At 66.8% G+C, this 18015-nt stretch carries 16 protein-coding genes; 8 read left to right on the forward strand and 8 right to left on the reverse strand.

Annotated elements, in window-relative coordinates; translation table 11 throughout:
* Positions 1-58: 58 nt before the first annotated feature.
* From waaF to HWX76_RS18050, 4 genes are all read left to right on the forward strand, one after another.
* Positions 59-1096 carry a lipopolysaccharide heptosyltransferase II gene (gene waaF, locus HWX76_RS18035; RefSeq protein WP_050014556.1) on the forward strand — a complete coding sequence of 346 codons (1038 nt, stop codon included), beginning with the start codon at positions 59-61 and terminating at the stop codon, positions 1094-1096.
* A 115-nt stretch (positions 1097-1211) separates the two neighbouring features.
* Complete coding sequence (locus HWX76_RS18040) at positions 1212-1658, forward strand: nuclear transport factor 2 family protein (protein ID WP_050014558.1); 447 nt, start codon at positions 1212-1214, stop codon at positions 1656-1658.
* 33 nt (positions 1659-1691) lie between these two features.
* Positions 1692-2729 (forward strand): alpha/beta fold hydrolase, encoded by a 1038-nt coding sequence (locus HWX76_RS18045; protein ID WP_176016117.1) that lies wholly within the window; start codon positions 1692-1694, stop codon positions 2727-2729.
* On the forward strand, positions 2722-3309 hold the full coding sequence (locus HWX76_RS18050) for a DUF2946 family protein (RefSeq protein ID WP_176016118.1): 588 nt from the start codon (positions 2722-2724) through the stop codon (positions 3307-3309). The genes HWX76_RS18045 and HWX76_RS18050 overlap by 8 nt, the downstream gene beginning before the upstream one ends.
* A 39-nt stretch (positions 3310-3348) precedes the next feature.
* Here HWX76_RS18050 and HWX76_RS18055 read toward each other — a convergent pair whose 3' ends face one another.
* Positions 3349-5043, reverse strand: a complete 1695-nt coding sequence (locus tag HWX76_RS18055) for a M48 family metalloprotease (protein ID WP_176016119.1) — start codon at positions 5041-5043, stop codon at positions 3349-3351.
* A gap of 269 nt (positions 5044-5312) precedes the next feature.
* On the opposite strand from HWX76_RS18055, the gene moaC reads away from it, so the two are divergent.
* The 4 genes from moaC (at position 5313) to HWX76_RS18075 (ending at position 10745) form a co-directional block, all read left to right on the forward strand.
* Positions 5313-5801, forward strand: a complete 489-nt coding sequence (gene moaC / locus HWX76_RS18060; protein ID WP_050014564.1) for a cyclic pyranopterin monophosphate synthase MoaC — start codon at positions 5313-5315, stop codon at positions 5799-5801.
* Between the two features lie 121 nt (positions 5802-5922).
* Positions 5923-8610 (forward strand): type VI secretion system Vgr family protein, encoded by a 2688-nt coding sequence (locus tag HWX76_RS18065; protein WP_176016120.1) that lies wholly within the window; start codon positions 5923-5925, stop codon positions 8608-8610.
* Positions 8603-9508, forward strand: a complete 906-nt coding sequence (locus HWX76_RS18070) for a hypothetical protein (RefSeq protein ID WP_124631538.1) — start codon at positions 8603-8605, stop codon at positions 9506-9508. The genes HWX76_RS18065 and HWX76_RS18070 overlap by 8 nt, the downstream gene beginning before the upstream one ends.
* A 76-nt stretch (positions 9509-9584) precedes the next feature.
* Positions 9585-10745, forward strand: coding sequence for a glycosyl hydrolase (locus HWX76_RS18075; RefSeq protein ID WP_050014706.1), 1161 nt, complete (start codon positions 9585-9587; stop codon positions 10743-10745).
* A gap of 148 nt (positions 10746-10893) precedes the next feature.
* On the opposite strand, the gene HWX76_RS18080 is transcribed toward HWX76_RS18075, so the two are convergent.
* The 7 genes from HWX76_RS18080 to HWX76_RS18110 form a co-directional block, all read right to left on the reverse strand.
* On the reverse strand, positions 10894-11244 hold the full coding sequence (locus HWX76_RS18080) for a TonB family protein (protein ID WP_124556531.1): 351 nt from the start codon (positions 11242-11244) through the stop codon (positions 10894-10896).
* 456 nt (positions 11245-11700) lie between these two features.
* A complete protein-coding gene (locus HWX76_RS18085) occupies positions 11701-13479 on the reverse strand; it encodes a Wzy polymerase domain-containing protein (RefSeq protein WP_176016121.1) in 1779 nt (592 codons plus the stop codon).
* Between the two features lie 155 nt (positions 13480-13634).
* Positions 13635-14231 (reverse strand): pilin, encoded by a 597-nt coding sequence (locus HWX76_RS18090; RefSeq protein WP_050014570.1) that lies wholly within the window; start codon positions 14229-14231, stop codon positions 13635-13637.
* A 95-nt stretch (positions 14232-14326) separates the two neighbouring features.
* Positions 14327-15028 carry a TerC family protein gene (locus HWX76_RS18095; RefSeq protein ID WP_050014572.1) on the reverse strand — a complete coding sequence of 234 codons (702 nt, stop codon included), beginning with the start codon at positions 15026-15028 and terminating at the stop codon, positions 14327-14329.
* Between the two features lie 157 nt (positions 15029-15185).
* Positions 15186-16067, reverse strand: a complete 882-nt coding sequence (gene sucD / locus HWX76_RS18100; RefSeq protein WP_006477916.1) for a succinate--CoA ligase subunit alpha — start codon at positions 16065-16067, stop codon at positions 15186-15188.
* Between the two features lie 64 nt (positions 16068-16131).
* Positions 16132-17298: an ADP-forming succinate--CoA ligase subunit beta gene (gene sucC / locus HWX76_RS18105; protein ID WP_124631536.1), complete on the reverse strand. Its 1167-nt coding sequence runs from the start codon at positions 17296-17298 to the stop codon at positions 16132-16134.
* 68 nt (positions 17299-17366) lie between these two features.
* Entirely contained in the window at positions 17367-17975 is a 609-nt protein-coding gene (locus tag HWX76_RS18110; protein WP_176016122.1) for a DUF2889 domain-containing protein, read from the reverse strand.
* Positions 17976-18015: the final 40 nt, after the last annotated feature.

Below are 18015 nucleotides of genomic sequence, written 5' to 3' on the forward strand. Positions count from 1 at the left end.
GCAACCCGAACGCGGCGCCCGTGCGCCGTGCTTCATTACGACATCGGAAGTCGACCTGATGCGTCGAGCGCTGGTTATCGCACCGAACTGGATCGGTGACGCATTGATGGCGCAGCCGCTTTTTGCGCTGCTGAAAAAGCTCCATCCCCGCATCGCGATCGATGCCGTCGCACCCTCCTGGGTCGCGCCCGTGCTCGAGCGGATGCCCGAGATCCACGATGTCTACGCGACCGATCTCGCGCACGGCAAGCTGCAGCTGCTGCGCCGCTGGCAGCTCGCGAGCGACCTGCGCGACGTCGGCTACGACGCGGCGTACGTGCTGCCGAATTCGCTGAAATCCGCGGTGATCCCGTGGCTCGCGAACATTCCGCTGCGCATCGGCTATACGGGCGAGCACCGCTACGGGCTGCTGAACGTGCGGCACGCGAACCCCGACAAGTCGGGCGAGCGGCCGCCGATGACGACCCACTACGCGGCGCTCGCGTACGCGCCGGGCGCGAAGCTGCCCGAGTCGATGAAGACGCTGCCCGCGCCGCGCCTGGACGCCGACCTGAACGAGACGGCGCGCGTGTCCGCACGTTTCAATCTCGATACGCGCAAGCCGCTCGTCGTGTTCTGCCCCGGCGCCGAATACGGCCCGGCCAAGCGCTGGCCGCCCGAGCACTTCGCGTCGCTCGCGACCATCGTCCACCAGTCGTTCCCGTATACGCAGATCGTCGCGCTCGGCTCGCCGAAGGATTCGGCCGCCGCGCAGGCGATCGCCGACCACGCGCCGAACGTGCGCAACCTGTGCGGGCAGACGTCGTTGTCCGAGGCGTGCGCGCTGATCGCGCGCGCGAACGCGGTCGTCACCAACGATTCGGGGCTGATGCACGTCGCCGCCGCGTTGCGCCGGCCGCTCGTCGCGTTGTACGGATCGACCGATCCGCGCCATACCCCTCCGCTGTCGGACCTGGCGAAGGTACAATGGTTACATCTCGAATGCAGTCCCTGCTTCGAACGCGAGTGCCCGCTCGGCCACCTGAAGTGCCTGCGCGAACTCGGTCCCGAGCAGGTATTCGGCGATTTGCGCGGCATGCTCGTCGGGCAGCGCTGACCCTGACCGGCAGCGTCGCACGGCGCGCCGGGCAATCCGATTCACCGGTGTACGGCGGCTCGATCCGGGCCGCCGTGCTGAATACGGCGCGCGATGCGCGCGAGAGACCACCCCGATGCCACGTTTTGCCCGCCTGTTCGAAGCTGCCGCCGATACGCTGAACGCCTACTACCAGGCCGTCGCGGATGCCAATCTCGACGCGCTGCTGGCGCTGTGGATCGACGAGGATTTCGCCAGCTGCGTGTGGGCGGACGGCGAGCATCTGCACGGCCTCGACCAGATCCGCAGCGGGCTGGGCAATCGCCTCGCGACGCGCCCCGTCACGATCGAGCCGCTCGACATCCGCGTGTACGACAGCCTCGGCACAGTCGTCTATACGATCGCCGAAGCGCATCAGCAGGCCGACCTGACGGCCGAACCCGACATGGTTTTCGCGACGTACGTGATGATCCACGAACGTGGCGAATGGCGCATCGCGCACATCCACGCGAGCCCGATTCCTGAACGAGCGGCCGGACAATTCGCCGCGAAGATCCGTCACGGGCAGGGTCCGCTGCACTGACGAAAAACGAAGCAACGCATTAGCGGGGCGATCATGAGTACGGCTTCTCCGCCCACCTCGCCGCTGACCGGGCCCCCGGCCCCCGACGACGATTCATTGCGCTATCGCGCACCGCGCTGGCTGCCCAACAGCCATGTGCAAACCATCGTGCCCGCGCTGTTCGCGCGGCGGCCGGTAGTCGGTTATCGGCGAGAGCGATGGGAAACGCCCGACCATGACTTCATCGACCTCGACTGGGTCGCGCACCTCGACAGCGCGGCGCCGACGCCCGACGCGCCGCTGTTCGTGCTGTTCCACGGCCTCGAAGGCAGCTCCGGCTCGCACTACGCGCTCGCGATGATGGCCACCGCGCGCGCGCACGGCTGGCACGCGGTCGTCCCGCACTTCCGCAGTTGCAGCGGCGAGATCAACCGGCAGCCGCGCTTCTACCATCTCGCCGACAGCGCCGAGGTCGACTGGATCCTGCGCCGGCTCGCCGCGCAGCACCGCGGACCGCTGGTCGTGGCCGGCGTGTCGCTGGGCGGCAACGTGCTGCTGCGCTGGCTCGGCGAGCATCGCAGCGACACGTCGATCGTGCGCGCCGCCGCCGCGATCTCGACGCCGATCGACGTGCATGCCGGCGGCCGCGCGCTGTCGCAGGGCTTCGCGATGGTCTACACGCGCAGCTTCCTGAAGACGCTCAAACGCAAGGGGCTCGCGAAACTCGAACAGTATCCGGGGCTGTTCGACCGCGACGCGATGCTGCGGGCCGTGACGATGCGCGACTTCGACGAAGTCGTGACCGCGCCGCTGCACGGTTTCGCGAACGCGGACGACTACTGGACCCAGGCGACGACGCGCCCGCTGCTGCGCGCGATCGACGTGCCCACGCTGATCCTCAACGCCCGCAACGACCCGTTCCTGCCCGAATCGGCGCTGCCGGGCCCGGCCGACGTGTCGCCGGCCGTCGAGCTCGACCAGCCCGCGCACGGCGGCCACGCGGGCTTCATGACCGGGCCGTTCCCCGGCCGCCTCGACTGGCTGTCGGCGCGGGTGTTCGGCTATTGCTCGAAATTCGTCGACCATGGATGACATCGTCAGGCAGGCGCTCGCCAAATGGCCGAACGTGCCGCATTGCACCGGCTGGCTGCTGCTCGATCGGCGCGGCGCATGGCGGCTGCGCGACGACGCCGCGCAGGCGGCCGGCGAGCTCGGCTCGCCGATCCGGCATGCGGCGCTGAACGCGTTCATCGGCCGCAACTACGCATGCGACGCGCAGGGCCAGTGGTTCTTCCAGAACGGGCCGCAGCGCGTGTACGTCGAACTCGCCTATACGCCGTGGGTCGTGCGGCTCGCCGAGCATGACGGGCAGCTTGCGCTCACCGACCAGACGGGCGCCCCGTTCAAGCCGGAGGCAGCGTGGCTCGACGACGGCGGCGGCGTGCTGTTTCGCGACGCCGGCACGCCCGCGCGCATCGCGGCGCTGCACGATCACGACCTCGGGCTGTTCGCCGATCACGCGGATTTCGATGCCGAGCCGCCCGTGCTGCGCTGGCGCGACGGCCGTACGCTGCCGCTCGGCAGCATCGCGTGCGCCGACGTACCGACACGGTTCGGCTACGTCGCCAGCCCGGCGCGCCGCGCGCGCGACGCGGCCGACAGCGACCAGTGAGCCGCGGCGGCACCGGCCGCGTTCGCCGCGCGATGGCCGCTACCCGCGGCCGTTCTTCTCGTCGTCGCGCTCTTCCTTGTAGCGCGCCTCGAATTCCAGCAGCCGCGCGCCGATGATCGACTGCTCGTAGAACGACACGTCCTTCGCGTCGCGCGCTTCCTTCAGTTGCCGGATCGCCGATGGCCACGCGCCGTCGAGCGCCAGTTTCTCCGCCAGCGCGCGGCGCCGCGCGAGCACGTCGCCCTTGCCGTCGCTCGCCTTCGCGAGGTAATCCCACCAGTCCGGCTGTTCGGGGTCGGCCTTCGCCTGCGCCCGCGCGAGCGTCTGCGCGTCGGCGAAGCGGCGCGCGGCGATCAGCGCCTGCAGGTGCGCGACGATCGCCGCGTGCGACGCCGGCCAGCGCCGCTGCGCGAGCGCCGACAGCCGTACCGCGTCGTCGGTCCGGCCCGCGCGGCGGGCGATGTCGGCGGCCAGCACGTCGAGGCTCGGCGAACGGGTGGCCGGATCGTCGTCGCGCCGCTCGCGCTCGTCGAACGCGCCGCGCGCCGATGCGAGCGCCTTGTCCGCCGCATCGTACTGGCCGAGCAGCGTGTTCGCGAGCGCGATGCCGTACCAGTTCGCCGCGACGTTCGGCGCGGTGCGATCGTCGATCTCGAGCTGCATCCGGCGCGCCTCGGCCGAGATGTCGGTCGGCGCCCGGTTCTGCAGGATGCGCAGCCGCGCGCGCACGAACCCGTATTCGGCCGACTGGCGCGGTTGCCGGTACGGCGCGCGGCGCGCACGATCCTCCATGTCCGCAATCCGCTCGCCGGTCAGCGGATGCGTGCGCGCGTAGGCCGGCACGCCCGCATCGCCCATCGACGCGCGATCGAGCCGCTCGAAGAAGCCCGGCATCCCATACGGGTCGTAGCCGGCTCCCGCGAGCAACTGGAAGCCGACGCGATCGGCCTCGCGCTCGGCCGAACGCGAGAAGCGCAGCTGGTTGTCGACCGCGTACGCCTGCCCGCCCATCGCGATCGCGCTGCCGAGATCGCCGCTGCGCGCGAGCACGCCGGCCAGCACGCCGAGCAGCATCGTCGCGAGCGCCGTGTAGCCGCTCTTCTCGCTCGCGCCGATCATCCGCGCGATGTGCCGCTGCAGCACATGCCCCATCTCGTGGCCGACCACAGATGCGAGCTCCGACTCCGTCTGCGTCGTCACCACCAGCCCGCTGTTGATCCCGATGAAGCCGCCCGGCATCGAGAACGCGTTGATCTGCGGATCGCGCACCGGGAACAGGTCGAAGTCGGGCGTGTAGCCGCCGATGTAGCGCGCCGCCGCCGCGGCCGCGAGCCGCGCCGCCATCGCGTTCAGGTAGTCGCGCACGAGCCAGTCGTCGAGATAGTCGGGATCGCGCCGCACCTCGCGCATCACGCGCTCGCCGAGCCGGCGCTCGGCCTGCGGCGTCAGCGCGCCGCCGGAGCCGTCGCCAAGATCGGGCAGCTCCAGCGCACGCAGCGGCGCGCGCAGGCTCGCGACCGGCGCCGACGCACCGTCCGCGCCCGAGAACCGGCTCTCCGCGCCGCCGTACGTGCCGAACACGCCGGTCGCGATGCCGGACGGCACGGTGGATATCGACGTCGCGCCGCCCGCTGCCGGCTCGAGCGGCGGCGCGGAGGCGCTCTGCGCATGGCCGCCCGGCGGCAGCGCAAGCGCGGCCGACAGCGACACGGCAAGCAACTGTTTGACACGCATGGCAGGATGAATACGACGCCGTCCCGCGCGAGCGGCGCGCATCGCGGCGTTTGGTCTGAATATTCGGGTCATTGTACCGGCGCCGCGACGACTGTCCCGTGCCGCGCATGCGTCATCTGCGCGTCCGGCAACGCGAACGCCGCTGCTATGATAGGCGCCCGCTGCGCAGTTGGATCGGTTCGTCGCGCCGGTACGGGATTCGAAGCGCGGCTGATCACGGAGCCGGATCGACGGACGTGCGCGCGCACGCCGTTCCACGAGAGGAAGACATGTCAGGACTCACCCATTTCGATGCCGCCGGCCATGCGCACATGGTCGACGTCGGCGACAAGCAGGAAACGCGGCGCATCGCGATCGCGCGCGGCACGATCCGGATGCTGCCGGCCACGTTCGCGCTGATCCGCGACGGCAAGGCCAAGAAAGGCGACGTGCTCGGCGTCGCGCGCATCGCGGCGATCCAGGGCGCGAAGCGCACGGCCGATCTCATTCCGCTGTGCCACCCGCTCGCGCTGACGCGCGTGGCCGTCGACTTCGAACTCGACGACGCGCTGCCGGGCGTGCATTGCGTCGTGCAGGTCGAGACGTTCGGCCGGACCGGCGTCGAGATGGAAGCGCTGACGGCCGTCCAGGTCGGGCTGCTGACCGTGTACGACATGTGCAAGGCGGTCGACCGCGGGATGGTGATCACCGACGTGAGCGTGCGCGAGAAGCGCGGCGGGAAGTCGGGGGACTGGAAGGCGGAAGACGCGGCGGGCTGAACGGCCAGGGCGCAGCCGGCCCGCAAATTCGAGATAAAACCGTTTATCTCATACAATTAGCGGATTCCGCACGAGAGAGCGTGCGAACCAGCAAAACAGCACAACAAAGCGAGCCCTGGTGATGAATTCGCAAGCGTTAAGAAGCGCGTTGCTGGCCGGACCGGTCCAGCACGCGCGCCTCGTCAAGCTGGATACCCCGCTCGGCCCTGACGTCCTGTTGCCGCAGCGGGTCGCGGGCCGGTCGCGGCTCGGGCGCCATTTCGAGTTCACCGTCGATACCGTGTCGGTATCCGACGACGTCGAACTCAAGAAACTGATCGCGCAGCCGGTGACGCTCTGGATCCAGCAGGCCGACCAATCGTACGCGCCACACCACGGCTATGCGCATGCGGTCCGCCGGCTCGGATCGGACAGCGGCGTCACGCACTACCAGATCGTCTTTGCATCGTTCCTGCACTTCCTGAAGTTCCGCCGCGATCAGCGCATCTGGCAGGACCGGTCGGCCGACGACATCATCGCCGACGTGTTGAACCAGCACCCGCAGGCCCAGGGCCGCTTCACGTTCCAGCTTTCCCGACCGCTGCCGTCGCGCTCGTTCTGCATGCAATACGAGGACGACTGGAATTTCGTGCATCGCCTGATGGAATCGGAAGGCCTGTACGGTTTCTGGGAACAGGACAACGACGGCAAGTCGCACCGGCTCGTCATCGTCGATCGGCTCGATGCGTTGCCCGCGCTGTCGCCGCGAACCGTGCGCTTTCATCACGCGGGCACGGGCGACGAAGCCGACACGCTCGTCCAGTTCACCGGTACGCGCACGCTGCGCAGCGTCGCGCGCGCCACGCGCACGTTCGACTACAAGCAGCCGCCCACCGCGTCGAATCCGAAGGCCACCCACACGCCGACGATCGCGAACCAGGGCGACCTGCCGGGGCAGCTCGAAGTCTACGAATACACGGGTGCGTACACGTATCCCGAGCAGTCGCGCGGCGACCATCTGTCGAAGATCTGGATGGAAGAACAGGAATCGCAAGCGAAGCGCTTTCATGGTGTCGGCGGCGTGCGGCGCATGGACGCGGGACGCACGTTCGCGTTCGCCGATCATCCCGAACACGACAAGGACGATGCCGGTCAACGCGAATTCGCGGTGATCGAGACGACGTGGGTCATCGTCAACAACCTGCCCGTGGCCGACGAGTCGGCCGTTTTCCCGCACAGTCTGCAGGCCGAGATCGGCCGCATCGTGCAGGCAGGCGATACTCCGCTGTCGCGTGTGCGTCATCCCGACGGCACCGAGGGCTTCTATCAGATCCGCATCGAAGCGCAGCGCACGACGGTGCCGTTCCGCAGCCCGTTCGAGCATGCGAAGCCGCCGATGCACCTGCAATCCGCGATCGTCGTCGCCCCGCAGGGCGAAGAGGTCCACACGGACGCGCTCAACCGGGTCAAGGTCCGCTTCCACTGGGACCGCCTGAACGACGGCGACGAAAGGGCATCGTGCTGGCTCCGCGCCACGTCGTCCGATTCGGGCAACGGCTACGGCGCCGTTCACCCGCACCGCAGCGGCGAGGAAGTGCTGGTCGACTTCGTCGGCGGCGACTGCGATCGTCCGATCATCGTCGGCAAGGTCTACAACGGCGCGACGAGTCCGCAATGGCATAGCAACGGGATCCTGTCCGGATACCGGTCAAAGGAATATGCGGGCGCCGGCTACAACCAACTGGTACTAGACGACGCGACGTCGCAGAACCGCGTGCACCTGTACAGCAGCCAGACCAACGCACATCTGCATCTGGGCTACCTGATCGACCACGCGGGCAACAACCGCGGCAGCTATCTCGGCAGCGGCTTCGACCTGCGCTCGGACGCCTACGGCGCCGTGCGCGCGAACCGCGGGCTGTACGTCACGACGCATCCGAAGCAGGCGGCAAGCCAGCCGCTCGACGTCGACGAGACGCGGGAGCAGCTCGTGCGCGCGGAAGGACTGATCGACGCGATGTCGCAGGTCAGCGCGCAGCATCAGGGCGAGTCGCTCGACCCCGGCCACTCGGCACTGAAGCAGTTCGCCGATGCGACGCGGAACAGCGTGAGCGGCGGCACGTCGGGCGGGCGGACGGCCGGCGGCGGAACCGGCAGCGCGAATGCGTTCAAGGAGCCGGTCATGCTGTTCGGCAGCCCGGCCGGCATCGGGATGTCCACGCAGCAATCCGCGCAATTTGCCGCGGACCAGCAGATCAACCTCGTCAGCGGACAAAGCACGCACGTCGCCGCCGGGAAATCGCTGGTCGCCAGTGTCCTCGACCGGATCAGCCTGTTCGCGCAAAACGCGGGGATGAAGTTGTTCGCCGGCAAGGGCAAGGTCGAAGTGCAGGCGCACGCGGACAACATCGAGCTGACCGCGCAGAAGGCGCTGAAGCTGATCGCCGTCACGCAGTCGGTCGAAGGCGCCGCGGCGAAGGAAATCCTGCTGACGTCCGGCGGCGCCTATATCCGCATCGCGAACGGCAACATCGAGGTGCATGCGCCCGGCAAGATCGACATCAAGGGCGCGCAGCATGCGTTCAGCGGCCCCACCCACCTGTCGCAAGCGATGCCGACGCTGCCGAACTCCAACGGCAACTACGACCAGGCGTTCATCGCGCACTGGGCCGGCACCGACATCCCGGTCGCGAACACGCGGTACCAGATGTTCTCGAACGGACAACTGATCTCGGAAGGCGTCACCAACGCGGCAGGCGAGACAGGGCTCACGCAGAGCCACGTGCCGCACGACGTCGTCGTCAAGTTTCTGGGGAAATCGAATGGCTGACGGACAACAGGACAAGGTGCTCGGAACCGGTGCGGCGATGCTCACCCCGACGGGATACCAGGATCGGCCGAAGGTACAGATCAACATCTGCGACAAGCATGTGACGCCGGCGGCGGATTCCATTATCGGAACGTGCCCGTACTACTACCGGCCGCTGCATGGCGAGTACTGGGAAACGGTCGAAAAAGTCAGCACGTCGAGTATCTGGGCAACCGTCAAGAAATTCGCGACGTCATGGGATCCGTGGAAAGACACGAAAGTTGCCCGTGAACTGCTGCATCGGCGGGAGAACCTGATACAAGCCGAAAGCACCGATTCCGACTGGTCCCGCCACGGCAATTTCATGATGCGTCATATCGGATGCGGGCATAAGCCGCCGGGATATTACGTCAGCTACGGTTACTACTATTGCTCGAATTACGGCAAATACCTGCTCCCGCAATTGAGCGACAAAGGCAAGGCGTGGCTTGCGAGCGCACGCTGGTTCCTGCAGCATTATCTGGAACAGGGTTTGCAGCAGAACATGCGCGGCGACACCATTTCGATCAGGGGCAAGAAGCCGAACAGCGGCGGTTGCGAGATGAACGTGCCGCAGTACGCGCTCGAACTGGATGACGACACCTTCAAGACGTACGCGTTCAAGACCCACCCTCTCGCCTATCTCGACGGCGGTCTGGCCGGGCTCGGGCCTGTCGATATGTACTACATCCTGAAGCAACCCAACGCCCAGGAATGGGGTGATCTCAGGACATTCTCCCAGGCATTCGACAGCGGTGTCGGCGTGGGCAAACAGTACGTCGACAATACCGTCGAATATGCGAAACAGGCCGGTGATGCCGTCAACGAACATGTCATCGACCCTGTTGCACAGGCAATCGAAAAACTGATGCCGAAATGAAATGACGAAAAAATTCCTGAAGCTGTCGCTCGGCGCGGCAGTCGTGCTCATTGTCTTGATTGTCGGGTTCTCATCTATGTCGAATGACTGGCAGGTCGTTTCCAACACTTTCATGAAGAACAGCAAGCCTTACGGCGGAGGCGACTTCGTGATATCGGGAAACGAGGCGATCACGCTGAAGATCAGCGATCCTGAAATCACGTTCAAACCGTACGCGGAATGGAAGGACAAGGAAAAAGCCGAGCCGGCCGAAGCCTGGATGAGCGACAGTCGCGAAACGCTGAACCGGACGTCGGTCGAATTCTGGCGCGGCCCGGTGAACGGCGACATGACGCGCCATTTCAAGCAGGTGGGCCAGACCGCCGCCTGGTGGCACGCCAAGGACTGGACGGTCGAATTCATCAGCACCGGCTGGATGGACTACAAGTCGCCTCAGCCTGCCGACGGGCTGACGCCGCACGTGACCAAGCTCTGGAAGTCGTCCAACGGCGGACGCGACTGGGTACAGCTCGCGTGGCCCGAAGATCGGAACATCGGTCGCCTGCTCTTTCTGGATCCGCAACGCGGCTATGCGATCGGTTGGGGCCCGCACGTGTGGCGCACGTCCGACGGCGGTCAATCGTGGCGGGAAATCCAACTGCCACCGGGTGCTGCGGAGGCCGGCAAACCCCGCCGCACCTTTGACGGCATCGACCTCGGCCCGGACGGTACCTTGCGCGTGGCATACCACGTCGAGAAATCCGAGCATGCTACCGCCGGAAGCGTCGTCTATCGGCTGGGCTGGGAGCAATCCGGGTTCGCCCTGGAGGCCGTTTTGCCCGAACAGGTCGTCGTCAACCTGTCCTCGTCTCCAACCGCGTCGAATCACTATGCGCTTTACGCGCTGTCGCGCCTCGGCGAACCGCGCAATTTCGATAATCCCGCCGACAAGGGAAAACGCGTCGGCGCCATTTCGACGTGGACGAACGGCGAACCCGAGCAGGTGCGCCAGTTGCATTCGTTTGACGACGCACTGACGCTCGATAGTCTGAGCGTCGGCCGGGACGGATTGCTGCTCGTCTACGCCACCGACGCCAGCCGCAACGGCACACCGCTCGATCTCACGTTCGTCAGCAGCGACGGCGGGAAGACCTGGAACTCGAGCAGGGAGAAACCGGCTCAGGGCGGATATTTCAACGCCCAAACGAACACGCTGTATTCGCTGGTCGCCTATACGCTCAAGAAGCGGCAGTTCTGACCGTTCCGATGCGATTGCCGCGGACCGCCGTCGCGATTCGGATGCCGGCTCCGCGGCACCGCACATCGAGCGCACGGCTCGGCGGCCGCACGGATCGACTTTCGGTGGCCGCGTGCAACGGTGCGGCCATCGGCGCGCAGCCCGCCCGTCACTGCCCGCGCTGCGGCTCGAACACGAACGGTTGCGTCAGCAGGAAAGGATTCGCGGTCGCGCCAGTCTGTGCGCAGGTCGCGTGCGTCATCGCCTCGACGGCCGCGCGATCGGCCGCCGCGTTGCGGCTACTCGTCGTCACGGTCACGTTCTGCGCTTCGCCGGACGTCGTCATCAGCGCGCGCACGAGCACGGTAACCGGACGCGTGAGCGGTTTCGCGCTATCCGGATAGACGGCCCGGGGGATATGGCAGGTCAGCTTGCTTTCCTGCGACGACGACAGCATCGCGCAGCCGGAAAGCAGTACCGCGACGGCGGGCAGGATCAGGTAGGTCGAGCGAAGGGCCATGGTCGAATGTCGTTCTTCAGCACTGTTCTGGGCACATGCGTCGCGCGCCGGCAGCCTTTCGCCGGCCGCATCGCGTGTGTCGCACCGCGCCGCGGCCATCGGACCGGCGCCCCGTTACGGCCGCGCGGCCGAGCAATGCTCGACCGCGATCCTGCTCGGCGGAATGCCCGGATAGCCTGGACATTCTCCGTATTCACACCGGCTACGCGCCGCGCCGGCGGGCACGCGAGCGCTTTCGCGCATTGTGCACGCGCCGCCCGGTCAGCGGCGGCGATTTGACAATGGTTGACGCGAATCGCCGCCCATTCGGCTGGAATCCGCGCGATCCGCGACGTAATCGATACCCGACCGGATTGGCGCGCTATGCGCCGGGCGGCCGTCTTGCTCCGACGTCGGCCGCCGTCAGCGCGGCGCGGTAGACGCCGGAATTCCCCGTTCCGGCGTGCACGACACGCGTCAATCCGAATCGTCGTCGTCCGAATCGTCGCCCTCGTCGGCCGGCGCTTCGCCGTACTTCGCGACGACGGCCGCCCTGAACGTCTTCAGCGCCGGCTCCTGATCGCACAGCTTGTACAACGCGGCCAGCTGTTGCGGCCAGTCCTTCAATTCCTTCGCAAACACATGCAGGCGCGCGACGGTATCGAGCGCGTCCGCTTCGCGGCCGGCCAGCGCCTGCAGCACCGCATAGCGGCGCAGCACCGTCTCGCCGGGCAGCAGCGCGATCGCGCGCTCGTGCGCGGCGAGCTTGAGCGGCAGGTTGTCCGACGAAATCGTGAGCAGCGTCGCCGCACCGTAATCGCCCCACGCGCCGAACAGCAGCGACGGCGCATCGCGGTACTGCGCGGCCGGGCTGCTGCCGTAATAGAGCACTTCCGCGCGCTGGTAGTCGCGCAGCACGGGCACCGCCGCCAGCACGCCGCCGAACGACAGCACCGCGAACAGCCCGAATGCCGCACGCCCCGGCAGGATACGCAGCGGCTTCACCTCGAGCAGCCCGATCACGAACATCGCCGGCAAGAGGAAGAACATGTATTGCTGCGGATACTCGACCAGCGCATGCATCAGCAGGATGCCGATCAGCGCGAAGCCGAACACGCGCATGCTCGACTGCGGCGCCCGCACCGCACGCACGAACCACATGACGAGCGTGACGGCGAGCACGCCGAGCCCGACGAGACCGGACTTCGCGAGCAGGTCGATGAAGATGTCGTGCGAGTTGTTCGCGATCTCGACGCCGCCGAGCGTGCGCACGAGCGCAAACTGATGCGACGGGAATTCGCCCCAGCCGACCCCGAGCAGCGGATGCTCGCGGAACATCGCGAGCCCGTACTTCCACAGCGCGAGGCGCGGCGCGATCTGCCCGGCATCGCGCATCCGGTCGGCTGCCGACTCCGCGAGATTCAGGTGGTAGTGCACGTTGGCCCAGCGCACCGCGACGTTCACCGCGATGAATGCGACCGCAAGCACCACCGGTATCAGCCACGCACGCGCATTGCCCGGCGTGCGGCGCGATTCGACCCACGCCATCCAGAAGCCCGCGACGACCATCACCGCGACCTGCAGCCACGGCCCGCGCGACACCGTCAGCGCGAGACCGACCGACAGCACGAGCGACAGCGCGAGCCATGCCCACACCGCGAGCCGGCGCGTCTGCACCAGATACAGCGCACCCGCGAGCGCGAAGGCGATGTAGCTGGCCAGGTGGTTCGCCTGCGCCATGTTGCCGTACGGGCGGCGATCGACCGCGATGTTGTACACCACGACGAACGGCGAGACGGCCGATTCGAGGTGGAACAGCTGCACGATCTGGGTGCCGACCGCGAACACGCCGCCCACGAGCAGCGCACCGGCCATCATCCGCGACACGATTTCCGCCATCCCGTCGCGCGCCAGCGCATACCCGGCCTGCATCGCGACCAGCGCGGCGGCGAGATAGCCGACCGCCAGCCAGTTCATCGACGGCACCTTGAGCGGGATCAGCGCGACCTGCGCGATCAGCACCGCCGCAAAACCGAGCGGCGCCGCGAACGCCGCCGGCGCGGCAAACCGCTGGGCCGGGCGGCCGGTGCGCGCGAGCAGCACGACGGACACGCCCACCAGCAGATACAGCACCAGCGCGGAAAACTCCGAATAGAAGGTCGGGATCGGATACGTGTGATTCGTGATCGCGTACGGCACGATCAGGGCGACAGCCAGCGCAACGAGCGACAACGAACGGGAAAAAGTAGAAGGCATGAGCGAACCGGATGTCAGCAACCGGCGCACTATACAAAACTTTCCCCGCTCTGTGCGGGGCTGTCGCTCCGCGTGCCGGCGTCGGGCCGCAGCCCGGCCGGCCGAAGCGGCGGCCGGCAGGCCGCATGCGCGGCCGCTCTCCTTCTGCGCCAGCCTTATGCACGGCACTCCGCGGGCGCATATTTCGCGGGCAGCGTCGCGGCGTTACCGGGCAACGGCCCGGCGCCGGGCGCCGGCAGCGACGACGCGTCCTTGCCGGCGGCGAAGCATTCCCACGCAATCGCGCCCGCCTGTATCGCCCCCTTTTTGAGCGGCACGCGCGCGGTGGGCGCATCGGCCTTGTCGGGCGCGGACGGCACGAGCACCAGCGTATTCGTGCCGGCCGCGGCGACACGGGTGGTGAACGCAACCGTGATCTGGCCGGTGGCGCCATCGATCGCAACCGATTCGACGTTGCGGGTCGCGGCCGGCGGGCTGTAGCCGCCGTCGAGGCTCGCGCCGCTCGCGGCATTGTCGGCGACCGCGAGCCGCGCCGACGACGCGAGCGCAAGCCCCTCGCCGACGCGCGACCGTGCGAGGTAATCCTGGTACGCGGGAATCGCATAGGCCGCGACGACGCCGACGATCGCCAGCACGATCATCAGTTCGATCAGCGTGAACCCGGCCAGCCGCCAGCGCGGCGACGACCGGTTCGCGCGCCGCAGATCGGCGGCAACGCGACGGAACAGGGAAACGGAAAAGGCTTCGAACATGGCAGGCTCCGGAAACGAAAAACGCCTGCCGACAAAGGCAGGCGTCTCGATCGTAGCCAGCGGGCCGCGAAGCCGGCAGTCGGCCGGATGGCCAGTCAGTGCTGCGGCACGTCGCGGCGTTTCCTGAGCGCGTAACCGATCGCGACGACGAACAGGGCCCCGACGATGCTCGCGCCGTAAACCACTTCCGGCGTATCGAGCACCGGCCAGCGGTCGCCGACCGGGTCGTTCACGATCAGCCCGCCCGCGATCCAGCCGAGCAGCCCGGCGCCGAGCGCCACGACGACCGGGAAACGGTCGAGCAGCTTCAGCACCAGCGTGCTGCCCCACACGATGATCGGCACGCTGACGACGAGCCCGAAGATCACGAGCGCGATCCGGTGCGACGGATCGGCTTGCTCGGCCGCGCCGGCGATCGCGATCACGTTGTCGAGGCTCATGACCGCATCGGCGATCACGATCGTCTTCACGGCATCCCACAGCCGGTCGGCCGGCTTGATGTTGTCGTGCGCGTCGGCGGCCGGCGCCATCAGCTTGATGCCGATCCACAGCAGCAGCAGCCCGCCGCCGAGCTTCAGGAACGGCACGTCGAGCAGCGCGACCGCGAACGTGATCAGCGCGACGCGCAGCAGGATCGCCCCAGCGGTGCCCCAGACGACCCCGCGCAGCCGCTGGTTCGCCGGCAGGTTGCGGCATGCAAGCGCGATCACGACCGCGTTGTCGCCGCCGAGCAGGATATCGATGATGACGATCTGGAGAATGGCGCCCCAGTGCAGCGAGGTCAGGAATTCGAGCATGGCGGTGAGGAAAGGGCAGCGGCCGCCTCGCGGGCGACCCGGTTCATCGTCGGCACATGCAGCACGCATGCCCGGTGCTTACGAATTCATTGCGGGAGCATAACAAAAAACGCCGGCAAAGCCGGCGTTTTCTGCAGGACGAGCCCGATGGAAATACTTACAGCGCCTTCTTCAGCAGACGGCCCATTTCCGACGGGTTGCGCGTGACGGTGATGCCGCACGCTTCCATGATTTCCAGCTTCGCTTCGGCCGTATCCGCACCGCCCGAGATCAGCGCGCCGGCGTGGCCCATGCGCTTGCCCGGAGGCGCCGTGACGCCCGCGATGAAGCCGACGACCGGCTTCTTCATGTTGTCCTTGATCCACTCGGCGGCGTTGGCTTCGTCCGGACCGCCGATTTCGCCGATCATCACGACCGCATCCGTATCCGGATCGTCGTTGAACATCTTCATCACGTCGATGTGCTTCAGACCGTTGATCGGGTCGCCGCCGATACCGACTGCCGACGACTGGCCGAGGCCCAGTGCCGTCAGCTGCGCAACCGCTTCATACGTCAGCGTGCCCGAACGCGACACGACGCCGATGCGGCCCTTGCGGTGGATGTGACCCGGCATGATGCCGATCTTCAGTTCGTCCGGCGTGATCGTGCCCGGGCAGTTCGGCCCGAGCAGCAGCGTCTTGCGGCCTTCGCGACGCATGCGGTCCTTCACTTCGATCATGTCGCGCACGGGAATGCCTTCCGTGATGCAGATCGCGAGATCCAGATCGGCTTCGACCGCTTCCCAGATCGCAGCGGCTGCGCCTGCCGGCGGCACGTAGATGACCGACACGGTCGCGCCGGTTTCCGCCTTCGCTTCCTTGACGCTCGCGTAGATCGGAATGCCTTCGAAATCTTCGCCGGCCTTCTTCGGGTTCACGCCCGCGACGAATGCTTCGCGGCCGTTTGCGTATTCACGGCAGGCGCGCGTATGGAACTGACCGGTTTTGCCGGTAATGCCCTGCGTGATGACCTTCGTGTCCTTGTTGATCAGAATCGACATGTATTTTGACCTCTGTTCGATGGGCGTCGCGTGCAAGCCGCGCCGCCATGCGTATTCGATAGCGTTACTTGCCTGCGGCAGCCGCGACGACCTTCTGCGCAGCCTCTTCCATGCTGTCGGCCGAGATGATCGGCAGGCCCGAATCGGCCAGCATCTTCTTGCCGAGGTCCTCGTTCGTGCCCTTCATGCGCACGACGAGCGGCACGTTCAGGTTCACGGCCTTCGAACCGGCGATCACGCCTTCCGCGATCACGTCGCAGCGCATGATGCCGCCGAAGATGTTCACGAGGATCGCCTTCAGGTCGGGGTTCTTCAGCATCAGCTTGAACGCTTCCGTGACCTTCTCGGTCGTCGCACCGCCGCCGACGTCCAGGAAGTTCGCCGGTTCGCCGCCGAACAGCTTGATGGTGTCCATCGTCGCCATCGCGAGGCCTGCGCCGTTCACGAGGCAGCCGATGTTGCCGTCGAGCGAGATGTACGCGAGATCGAACTTCGACGCTTCGATTTCAGCCGGATCTTCTTCGTCCAGATCGCGGTACGCAACGATTTCCGGGTGACGGAACAGCGCGTTCGAGTCGAAGTTGAACTTCGCGTCGAGTGCGGTGACCTTGCCGTCGCCGGAGACGTTCAGCGGGTTGATTTCAGCCAGCGAAGCGTCGGTTTCCCAGAATGCCTTGTACAGGCCTTGCAGGATCGCGCGCGCTTGCGGAATCGATGCGGCCGGCACGCCGATCTTCGCGGCGAGGTCGTCGGCCTGCGCGTCCAGCAGGCCCGTCGACGGCTCGACGATGACCTTGTGGATCAGTTCCGGGTGCTTTTCGGCGACTTCTTCGATGTCCATGCCGCCTTCGCTCGAACCCATCAGCACGATCTTCTGCGAGATGCGGTCGACGACGAGGCTGACATACAGTTCCTGCTTGATGTCGGCGCCTTCTTCGATCATCAGGCGGTTGACCTTCTGGCCTTCCGGACCGGTCTGGTGCGTGACGAGCTGCATGCCGAGGATCTGGTTCGCGTATTCGCGCACCTGTTCGATCGACTTCGCCACCTTCACGCCGCCGCCCTTGCCACGGCCACCCGCGTGAATCTGAGCCTTCACGACCCAAACCGGGCCGCCGAGCTCTTCCGCCACCTTGACGGCGTCGTCCACCGAGAACGCCGGCTTGCCGCGCGGTACCGCGACGCCGAATTTCCGCAGGATTTCCTTACCCTGGTACTCGTGAATCTTCATGCGTGATTCCCTTCAGTCTGAGAGTTGGATGAAATGTCGCTTAAGACGCTTCTTCGAATGATTTCCGTTCATTCCTTCGTGCTGCCTTCACCGGGCAGATCCGGCCGAATCGGGCCATACCAGCGCGGGTAGTACTGCCGCACGACCTCGCCATCGAATCGCAGCGCGCGGCAGCGGCCGAGCTGGAAAGGCGGTTCGGCGTGCACGCCGTCATGGTCCGGCCCTTCGCCACCCTCCTCGCGCACGTTCCATACATCACCGGCGAACACCTGGATCGCGGCCGTCGGCAGCACGGCGCACAGTTCGGTGAGATGGGAACAGCCTGCGACGCCGGCGAGCAGCCGGTTCGCGTTGCGGCGGAAATTGCGGAAGAGGTTGAGCCCGATGAGGGCCCGATAGGCGGGGGAAGCGGATTGACAGTGACCGGGATAGGGCACCCATTCCGAAGACGCTTCGGCGTCGACGACATTGAGGTCACGATCGATGGTCACGCGCAGCCAGAGTTCGTGGATCGGCAGGCCCTGAGGCCGGATGCCCGACGCAAGCGCGACATCGCGCGGCTTGTGGTCGGTCAGGCAGGCTTCGATGTCCCACAAGCCGTCGCCGCGCTCGTAGGCTTCCGCTCGGATTGCGCGTCGATGTCGCAACTGACGGGGCACGGGCTCGGATAGCGGCATGCTGGAGGTTGAGGCCGAAGAGGAAAACCCGTGGATTTTA

The organism is Burkholderia sp. BCC0398, assembly GCF_902833245.1.
Classification (GTDB): domain Bacteria; phylum Pseudomonadota; class Gammaproteobacteria; order Burkholderiales; family Burkholderiaceae; genus Burkholderia; species Burkholderia sola.

Bases quoted from the DNA above. Each gene is read 5' to 3' on its own strand.
- waaF (WP_050014556.1), top strand. From the start codon at position 59: ATGCGTCGAGCGCTGGTTATCGCACCGAACTGGATCGGTGACGCATTG.
- HWX76_RS18040 (WP_050014558.1), top strand. From the start codon at position 1,212: ATGCCACGTTTTGCCCGCCTGTTCGAAGCTGCCGCCGATACGCTGAAC.
- HWX76_RS18045 (WP_176016117.1), top strand. From the start codon at position 1,692: ATGAGTACGGCTTCTCCGCCCACCTCGCCGCTGACCGGGCCCCCGGCC.
- HWX76_RS18050 (WP_176016118.1), top strand. From the start codon at position 2,722: ATGGATGACATCGTCAGGCAGGCGCTCGCCAAATGGCCGAACGTGCCG.
- HWX76_RS18055 (WP_176016119.1), bottom strand. From the start codon at position 5,043: ATGCGTGTCAAACAGTTGCTTGCCGTGTCGCTGTCGGCCGCGCTTGCG.
- moaC (WP_050014564.1), top strand. From the start codon at position 5,313: ATGTCAGGACTCACCCATTTCGATGCCGCCGGCCATGCGCACATGGTC.
- HWX76_RS18065 (WP_176016120.1), top strand. From the start codon at position 5,923: ATGAATTCGCAAGCGTTAAGAAGCGCGTTGCTGGCCGGACCGGTCCAG.
- HWX76_RS18070 (WP_124631538.1), top strand. From the start codon at position 8,603: ATGGCTGACGGACAACAGGACAAGGTGCTCGGAACCGGTGCGGCGATG.
- HWX76_RS18075 (WP_050014706.1), top strand. From the start codon at position 9,585: ATGTCGAATGACTGGCAGGTCGTTTCCAACACTTTCATGAAGAACAGC.
- HWX76_RS18080 (WP_124556531.1), bottom strand. From the start codon at position 11,244: ATGGCCCTTCGCTCGACCTACCTGATCCTGCCCGCCGTCGCGGTACTG.
- HWX76_RS18085 (WP_176016121.1), bottom strand. From the start codon at position 13,479: ATGCCTTCTACTTTTTCCCGTTCGTTGTCGCTCGTTGCGCTGGCTGTC.
- HWX76_RS18090 (WP_050014570.1), bottom strand. From the start codon at position 14,231: ATGTTCGAAGCCTTTTCCGTTTCCCTGTTCCGTCGCGTTGCCGCCGAT.
- HWX76_RS18095 (WP_050014572.1), bottom strand. From the start codon at position 15,028: ATGCTCGAATTCCTGACCTCGCTGCACTGGGGCGCCATTCTCCAGATC.
- sucD (WP_006477916.1), bottom strand. From the start codon at position 16,067: ATGTCGATTCTGATCAACAAGGACACGAAGGTCATCACGCAGGGCATT.
- sucC (WP_124631536.1), bottom strand. From the start codon at position 17,298: ATGAAGATTCACGAGTACCAGGGTAAGGAAATCCTGCGGAAATTCGGC.
- HWX76_RS18110 (WP_176016122.1), bottom strand. From the start codon at position 17,975: ATGCCGCTATCCGAGCCCGTGCCCCGTCAGTTGCGACATCGACGCGCA.